The sequence below is a fragment of the Pseudomonas sp. P7758 genome (assembly GCF_013386485.1).
Classification (GTDB): Bacteria; Pseudomonadota; Gammaproteobacteria; order Pseudomonadales; family Pseudomonadaceae; genus Aquipseudomonas.
Genome location: NZ_JACARS010000187.1, coordinates 1 through 7,728, shown reverse-complemented (window position 1 = coordinate 7,728; position 7,728 = coordinate 1). Strand labels below are relative to the sequence as shown.

Below are 7,728 nucleotides of genomic sequence, written 5' to 3'. Positions count from 1 at the left end.
AGCCTAAGCGAGGAGCCGAGTGGTGGGGCAAGAGCGTTTTGCTTACTTTTGACTGGGCCGGCATTCCGGCTTTTCGAAAGTGAGCGGAACCCATATCAGCCATAACAAAAATAACGGATATGTACACCACCCCAAAAAGCCCTACCGCAAGGGCCCCAAAACCTGCCGATACCGCTCCACCCCCTGGCCCGTCTCCCGCACCAGAACCACCTCGATCCCCAGCGGTTCCTCCTGCCGATTCCCACTCAACTGCCGCCACCCCTTGTCCCAAACCCGCACCTGCAAATCCCTGACCTGCCCAAGCACCGCCACCGCATCCCTGGGCGCCGGCAGCGGATACCGATCCCGCGCCGGTGCAGCTGCCCGGTACAGCGTGTCGCCCTTGAGCCACCATCGCACCCGCTGCAACCCATCCCCAGGAATCGGCGCACTCCGGATCACCTCCAGCCGAAACCCCTTGCTGTCCGAACTCCTCACCGACACCGCCGCCAACCCGCCAGGCTTCGGCGCGTCTTCGCCAATCGGCGGCCCCAACTCAACCCCCGCGCGCAAGCTCACATCCAGCTGCATCTGGTTCAGCGCCCGCAACAACACCTCAGTCTGCTCACTGCTGGCCTGCAAATGCTGATCAGCCCGGGTCACACTGTCCAACCCGCGCCAGGCAATCACACTGACCACCGCCATCAACATGATCGCCACCATCACCTCGATCAGCGTAAAACCCTTCTGGTCACTCATGACTCACCACCCGCAACAACCCCGCCGCATCCCGTTGCAGGCTCAGGCTGTATTGCCCATCCGACAGCACCACCCGCACCGGCGGGTTCACCCATTCAGCATCCAGCACCAATGTTTTCCCAGGCTCGATGCGCACCTGCATCGGCGCACTGTCCCAGGCCCGCGGACGCAGTTGCTGATCGCCGCTGAAGTTCTCCACTCCCAGCCCATCATCCGTCACGCGGCTGAAGCGAAATCCCTTGGCATCGGCTTTCCAGGTAATCGCCCGGCCATCGGCACGCGCCTCGGCCTGGGCCACCTGCAGCAATTGGCTCAAGCGTTCCGCGTCCTTGCGCAGCAGGTGCAGCGGATCAGGCTTGATGCTCAGGCTGATGGCCGCACTGGCGATGCCGATGATCACCAGCACCACCATCAACTCGATCAACGTGAAGCCCTGCTGTTTCATTTTTTGCTCCCTGATCAACCGCTGAAATAAAAAGGTGTGAATTGCCCTGTAGCCTTAGGCGACGGACAAACAGGAGGTCCCGCCCATGGCATTCATCCATCGTTTTTCACCCGCCCATGGCGTCCAGGCCTTGGCGTTGCTGGCGGCGCTGGCAGGGGTGGCGACCTGGACGCCGCTGTTGCTCACGTCGGCCGAGTCTCATACCCCGCAGGCCGCGCCCCAGGCGTTGGCGGCCCGCAGCGACAACCCCGCCGTGCAATGGTTTTCCAATACCCCGGCGGTGATGCAGATCAAGGTCTCCGGGGTGCTTGCCGGGGCGCGTGGGGCGGTGGCGATCCTCAGTCTCAACGACGGCCCGCCCCGCAGCTTTTTGTTGGGTGAACGCCTGAGCCCCGGCGTGCGGCTGACGGCCATTGAAGGCGATAGCGTGGAGATCGAGCGCGGCGCGGAAAAAATCCGCGTGCCCCTCGACAAGTTGCCCGACGGGCCGGCGTTGCCAAGCCTCATTCGGCAGTAACCGGGCGCTTCACCGGCGGGCGCCCCAGCAGTGTCTCCAGGCGTGCCAGGGGTGGCGCTTCCCGGGTGGCGTCCAGCACCTGCACGCTGACCTGGAACAGGCGCCCATCCGGCCCGTTGCTGATGGTCTGTTCGCAACGCAGTTTCAGCCGGCCCTGGTCGCAGTCGAACGTCTTGCGCCCGGTGCTCACCCGACCTTCCAGGCGCAGTTCCGCCATCCGGCCCTGGGCTGCCAGCAGCGCCATCGACTTGTCCCGCAGCAGGCCGTTGCTGGTGGTCATCAGCCCGGCCACGCGTACCGCCGCCGCCATGGCCACGGCGATGATCGCCAGTGCCACCAACACTTCAATCAGGGTGAAACCTTGCTCGTTGCGGGGCCCGCCCATGGCGTACTCAAAACCGGGAAACAGGCCCGCAGACTAGCCCCGGGAGTTGACCGATTGGCGACCAAAGCTCCCGAGGATTTTCAACATGACTGACATGTGTTCTTGCAACACTGCGCCACGAAATGCACTCAAGCCAAGGAATGTCGACATGGATATCGCACACTTCACGTCAGCGCGCAGGCAGCGCGGTTTCACCCTGATCGAGATCATGGTGGTCGTGGTGATCCTGGGGATTCTGGCGGCGCTGGTGGTGCCCAAGGTGCTCGACCGCCCCGACCAGGCGCGGGCCACAGCGGCCCGGCAGGACATTGGCGGGCTGATGCAGGCCCTGAAACTCTACCGCCTCGACCACGGCTCGTATCCCAGCATGAACCAGGGCTTGAAGGTGCTGGTGGAACGCCCGGCCGATGCGAAAAACAGCAACTGGCGCGCCTACCTCGAACGCTTGCCCAACGACCCGTGGGGCAACCCGTATCACTACCTCAACCCAGGGGCCAACGGCGAAGTGGATGTGTTCTCCCTCGGCGCCGACGGGAAACCTGATGGTGACGGCGTGAACGCCGATATCGGCTCCTGGCAGTTGTAAGGCCGGCGATGAACAGCCATTCGCCTACAGCGGCGAAGCAGCGCGGCATGGCGATTATCAGCGCCTTGCTGATCGCGGCCGTGGTCGCGGTGATTGCCGGCGCCATGCTCACCCGGCAAACCGTATTCACCCGCAGCCTGGAAGCTGAACAACTGCGTATCCAGGGCCAATGGTTGTTGAATGGCGGCCTGGAAACCAGTCGCCAGCTCCTGTGGGACGCGCGCCGCCAGGACGTGTTGACCCGGCTCGATCAACCGTGGGCACGGCCCCTCGGCGGTGCTTTCGAGGGGCGGATTGAGGATGAGCAGGGCAAGTTCAACCTGCGCAACCTGGTGACCCAACAACACCCGGACGCCGGGCAATTGCAGAGCTTCGAACGCCTGTGCCAGTTGATCGGCATCGAGCCGGCCGTGAGTCGCCGCATCAGCCGGCGAGTGATCGACTCATACGACCAGCGCGAGCTCGGCGCCTCACTCACCGGCGGTTTCAACAGCAGCCGGGATACCTCGCCCGGTGCCGCCGCGCCATTGATCCCGGCCAAGTACCCGATGTTGCGCAGCCTCACCGACCTCAGCGGTATCGAAGGCCTCGACCCGCGCCAACTGCGGCGCATGGCGAGCTATGTCAGCGTGCTGCCCGGCAATACCTGGGTCAACGGCAATACCGCCAGCGCCGAGGTGCTCAGCAGCGTGGTGCCGGGGCTCAGCCTGTCCCAGGCTCAGGCACTGGTGGCCGAGCGCGACGGCGGGCGCTGGTTTGTCAATCGCGGGGATTTCGTCAACCGGTTGCGCATGCCACAAGTCGCGGTGGACACGGTGCAGGTGGGGATCACCAGCGAGTGGTTTCGCGTGCACGGCCAGGCGCGCCGCGAGCAGCGTCGGGTCACGCTGGAGGCGTTGCTGTATCGCCCGGAAGATCGTCAGCCCCAGGTGATCTGGTCGCGGGTGGGCGTATGAAGCGTTTGCGCATCGGCTTGCCGCCGCTGGATGAACTCACCACCGAGAGCCAGGTGCAGTTCGCCTGGCTGGACCGCGCCGGGCAGGTCAGCCAGCAGGGCGAGGGCCGCCTGGCGCAATGGGCGAATACCCAGGCGGAGTGTTTTCTGCATCCACGGGACAGCTTGCTGACCAGCCTGGAGCTGCCGCAATTGCCCTCCGCCAAGGTCGACGATGCAGTGACCTGTGCGGCCCAGGCACTGATCCTCGGCCCGCTGGAATTGATGCATGTGGCCCACGGTCCACGGGACAGCAGCGGCCTGGTGCAGGTCGGCTGGTTGCCCAAAAGCAGCCTTGAGCACCTGGGCCGGATAACGACCCAGCTGAAAATCAAAGTGCGTGGCCTGTACCCGGCGCCCTACGCGTTGCCGGTCAGCGGGCCAGCGAGCGCGGCCTTCTGCGACGGGCATTTGCTACTGCGCCATAGCCTGCAGCAGGGCGCGGTACATCCTCTGGGGCAGCAGGCGCTGGATGATCTGCTCGCCACCGGTGTCGATGTGCTCCATGTGGCCGACGATGCCCGTTGGAGCGGTACCGCGCCGGGCTGGGGTTTGCACGGTCGGCTCCAGCAGGCGGCCACCGGTGGCTGGGGCAGGGCGGCGGCCTGCACGGCGCTGGCGGTCGTCATCTGGGCCCTGGGCCTGAACCTCTACGCCGCCCGCCAGGTCGACGAAGGCCAACGCCTCAAGGCGCAGATGAGCCAGCAAGTACGCCAGGCCTTCCCCGAACTGCCGGTGATTCTCAACGCGCTGCAACAAGCCCGTCAGCAACTGGCCGCACGCCAGAGCGGCGCGGCGGCCGAACCTGGGCAGCGCTTTACCGGCTTGCTGGCGCTGGCGGGCAGCAGCCTGCCGTCCATGGCGGGCAGCGTCGAGAGTTTGAGCTACGAGCAAGGCCGCCTGCAGCTGAGCCTGCTGCCCGACGCCCGGACCCCGGCGCTGGCCGCTGACGCGCAGGCGCTGCTGGCCCAGGCCGGGTTCAGCGCCAGTCGCGACGACCAGGGCTGGACAGTCGGCCCGCTTACCGAGCGCGTTGAAGCCGATGCAGACGATGAGGCCGAAGATGAATAAGCGTTGGCAGCTTCTGCGCAGCCAGGCCCAGGTGTTCTGGAACGGCCTGGCCATGCGTGAAAAACGTCTGTTGGTGGGTGCCGGCCTGGTGCTGGCGGGCCTGCTGACCTGGTTGCTGTTGATCCAGCCACCGCTGAAGAAGATCGACTACTGGCAAGCCGAAACCCCGAAACTGCGCAGCCAGGCCGAGGCCTTGCAGGTGCTGCTGCAAGGCGTCGCCCCAGCCCCGCGCAGCAGTGACCTGGAAACCGCCTTGCACCAGTCCCTCGACAACGCCGGGCTGCAGGGCCGCTATCAATTGCAGCCGCAGGACACCGGCAGCTGGCGCCTGACCTTCGACGACGCCCCGGCGGACGCGGTGATCGACTGGCTGCTGGCCAACCCCCGGCCGTTCTCCCTGGAAGTCTCTGCGGCCCGCCTGCAACGCGCAGGCGAGGCCACCCCTTCAAACTCGGCCGGCACCTTGTCCGGGACCGTTCGCATGGATCAGGCGCCTGGCGCTAAGGAAGCTTCATGAAGTGGTCATTGCCCAACGCTGCGCCTTATCGCAAGGTCGCCCCTTTGCTCTTGTTGGCGCTGGGAGCGTGCAGCAACCCCCAATCCTCCGCGCCGTTGCTGGTGGACAGCGAGCTTGGCCAACCCCTGGCCGACACCCGGCGCAGCGGCGACACACCACTGGACCGCCAGCGCGAAACCGTGCCGCCACCCCGGGTGCAACACCCGGTGACCAACAGCGCCCGCAGCCATGGCACCGCACCGGCCAGGGCGCGCAACCCGCTGGGTGATCAACCGGTACAACTGAACTTTGTCGACGCCGATATCCAGGCGGTGGTGCGCGCCTTGTCCCGCGCCACCGGCCAGCAATTCCTGGTGGACCCGCGTGTCAAAGGCAACCTCACGTTGGTCAGCGAAGGCCAGGTACCGGCGCACCAGGCCTACGACATGCTGCTGGCGGCGCTGCGTATGCAGGGCTTCAGCGTGGTCGACGTAGGCGGCGTGGCCCAGGTGGTGCCGGAGGCGGACGCCAAGCTGCTGGGCGGGCCGATCTACAGCGGCGCCAACCCGGGCGGGCAGGGCATGCAGACCCGCACCTTCCGCCTGCAATACGAAAACGCGGTGAACCTGATCCCGGTGCTGCGCCCGATCGTGTCGCCGAACAACCCGATCAACGCCTACCCCGGCAACAACAGCATCGTGATCACCGACTACGCGGAAAACCTGGCGCGGGTGGCACAGATCATCGACGGCATCGACACCCCGAGCGCCATCGACACCGACGTGGTGAAGGTGCAGAACGGCATCGCCGTGGACATCGCCGCCATGGTCTCGGAACTCCTCGAAACCCAGGGCGCCGACCAGACCCAGAAGATCAACGTGATCGGCGACCCGCGCTCCAACTCCATCATCATCCGCGCCGGCAGCCCGGAGCGCACGGAACTGGCGCGCAACCTGATCTACAAGCTCGACAACGCCCAGAGCAACCCGAGCAATATGCACGTGGTGTACCTGCGCAACGCCCAGGCCGGCAAGTTGGCGCAGTCGCTGCGGGGCTTGCTCACTGGTGAGAGCGACACCGGTACCAGTGACAATGCCCGCGGCAAGTTGAGCAGCATGGGCGGCAACACCCAGGGTGGCCAGGGCAGTACCCAGAACAGCAGCGGCACTCCCACCGGCAGCGGCACTGTCCAGCCCAGTGGTTACGGGCAGGACACCAGCAGCACCGGCGCTTCTTCCCCCAGCGACCAGAACACCGCGTTCAGCGCCGGTGGCGTGACGATCCAGGCGGACGCCACCACCAACACCTTGCTGATCTCGGCGCCGGACCCGCTGTATCGCAACCTGCGGGAGGTGATCGACATGCTCGACCAGCGTCGCGCCCAGGTGGTGATCGAGAGCCTGATCGTCGAAGTGGGTGAGGACGATGCCAGCGAGTTCGGGGTGCAGTGGCAGGCGGGCAACCTGGGCGGGAAGGGTGGCTTTGGTGGGGTGAACCTGGGGGGCAGCGGCTTGAATGGAACCCCCACCAGCAAGACCAGCATTGATGTGTTGCCCAAGGGTTTGAACATCGGGCTGGTGAACGGCTCGGTGGACATTCCGGGGATTGGCAAGGTGCTGGACCTCAAGGTGTTGGCCCGGGCGTTGAAGAGCAAGGGCGGGACTAATGTGTTGTCGACGCCGAACCTGCTGACCCTGGATAACGAGGCGGCGAGTATTTTTGTGGGGCAGACGATTCCGTTTGTCACCGGTAGTTATGTGACGGGCGGCGGCGGCACGAGCAATAACCCGTTCCAGACGGTACAGCGGGAGGAAGTGGGGCTGAAGCTGAACGTGCGGCCGCAGATTTCCGAGGGGGGGACGGTGAAGCTGGATATTTATCAGGAGGTCAGCAGCGTCGACACGCGGGCTTCGGTGGATGCCGGGACGGTGACGAACAAGCGGGCGATTGATACGAGTATTTTGCTGGATGACGGGCAGATCATGGTACTTGGCGGGCTGTTGCAGGATGGGTATAGCCAGAGCAATGACGCGGTGCCCTGGTTGTCGGATATTCCGGGGTTGGGGGCGTTGTTCAGGAATGAAAGGCGCAGTGTGACGAAGACTAATTTGATGGTGTTTTTGCGGCCCTACATTATTCGTGACGGTGGGGCGGGGCGCAGTATTACGCTGAATCGCTATGAGTTTATGCGCAGGGCCCAGGGTGGGTTGCAGCCGGAGCATAGCTGGGCGATGCCGGATGTGCAGGCGCCGCAGTTGCCTTCGGTGGATAAGGCGATTCCCGGGGGGCAGGGGGTTAGGGCGGTGATTCGGGCGGTGCCGCGGTGATTTGGGTTTTGGATGGTGGACATATCCGTTGCTGCGGTAACGGCCGCTTATGGTTCCGCTCTTACAGCGGGTCACTTTTGGCAAACGCCCCAAAAGTAACCAAAAGGTCTTTGCCCCACCACTCGGTGCCTCGCCTAGGCTCGGCATGCCCGCACTCCGGCCCGGTTCC

The 7,728-nt window shown here is 65.0% G+C and carries 9 protein-coding genes; 6 read left to right on the top strand and 3 right to left on the bottom strand.

Annotation, left to right across the window (positions count from 1 at the left end; translation table 11 throughout):
- Nucleotides 1-141 precede the first annotated feature (141 nt).
- Together HX873_RS29640 and gspH are read right to left on the bottom strand one after the other, a co-directional pair.
- On the bottom strand, nt 142-738 hold the full coding sequence (locus HX873_RS29640) for a type II secretion system protein GspJ (RefSeq protein ID WP_177023358.1): 597 nt from the start codon (nt 736-738) through the stop codon (nt 142-144).
- On the bottom strand, nt 731-1,183 hold the full coding sequence (gspH, locus tag HX873_RS29635; protein WP_008431410.1) for a type II secretion system minor pseudopilin GspH: 453 nt from the start codon (nt 1,181-1,183) through the stop codon (nt 731-733). The genes HX873_RS29640 and gspH overlap by 8 nt, the downstream gene beginning before the upstream one ends.
- An 85-nt stretch (nt 1,184-1,268) precedes the next feature.
- Here gspH and HX873_RS29630 point away from each other — a divergent pair, with 85 nt between their 5' ends.
- The gene (locus tag HX873_RS29630) at nt 1,269-1,700 is read left to right on the top strand and encodes a type II secretion system protein N (protein WP_177045486.1); all 432 of its coding nucleotides are present in this window, start codon (nt 1,269-1,271) and stop codon (nt 1,698-1,700) included.
- On the opposite strand, the gene gspI is transcribed toward HX873_RS29630, so the two are convergent.
- Nucleotides 1,687-2,085, bottom strand: coding sequence for a type II secretion system minor pseudopilin GspI (gene gspI, locus HX873_RS29625; protein ID WP_008431408.1), 399 nt, complete (start codon nt 2,083-2,085; stop codon nt 1,687-1,689). The genes HX873_RS29630 and gspI overlap by 14 nt on opposite strands.
- A gap of 148 nt (nt 2,086-2,233) precedes the next feature.
- On the opposite strand from gspI, the gene gspG reads away from it, so the two are divergent.
- Genes gspG through gspD form a run of 5 tightly spaced genes read left to right on the top strand, consistent with a single transcriptional unit; the run spans nt 2,234 to nt 7,559 of the window.
- Nucleotides 2,234-2,671 carry a type II secretion system major pseudopilin GspG gene (gene gspG, locus HX873_RS29620; protein ID WP_003218660.1) on the top strand — a complete coding sequence of 146 codons (438 nt, stop codon included), beginning with the start codon at nt 2,234-2,236 and terminating at the stop codon, nt 2,669-2,671.
- Between the two features lie 8 nt (nt 2,672-2,679).
- The gene (gene gspK, locus HX873_RS29615) at nt 2,680-3,627 is read left to right on the top strand and encodes a type II secretion system minor pseudopilin GspK (RefSeq protein WP_158660285.1); all 948 of its coding nucleotides are present in this window, start codon (nt 2,680-2,682) and stop codon (nt 3,625-3,627) included.
- Nucleotides 3,624-4,736 (top strand): type II secretion system protein GspL, encoded by a 1,113-nt coding sequence (gene gspL, locus HX873_RS29610; RefSeq protein ID WP_177123617.1) that lies wholly within the window; start codon nt 3,624-3,626, stop codon nt 4,734-4,736. Before gspK ends, gspL begins: the two co-directional genes overlap by 4 nt.
- Nucleotides 4,729-5,253 carry a type II secretion system protein GspM gene (gspM, locus tag HX873_RS29605; protein ID WP_003218654.1) on the top strand — a complete coding sequence of 175 codons (525 nt, stop codon included), beginning with the start codon at nt 4,729-4,731 and terminating at the stop codon, nt 5,251-5,253. The genes gspL and gspM overlap by 8 nt, the downstream gene beginning before the upstream one ends.
- Nucleotides 5,250-7,559 (top strand): type II secretion system secretin GspD, encoded by a 2,310-nt coding sequence (gene gspD, locus HX873_RS29600; RefSeq protein ID WP_177123616.1) that lies wholly within the window; start codon nt 5,250-5,252, stop codon nt 7,557-7,559. Before gspM ends, gspD begins: the two co-directional genes overlap by 4 nt.
- Nucleotides 7,560-7,728: the final 169 nt, after the last annotated feature.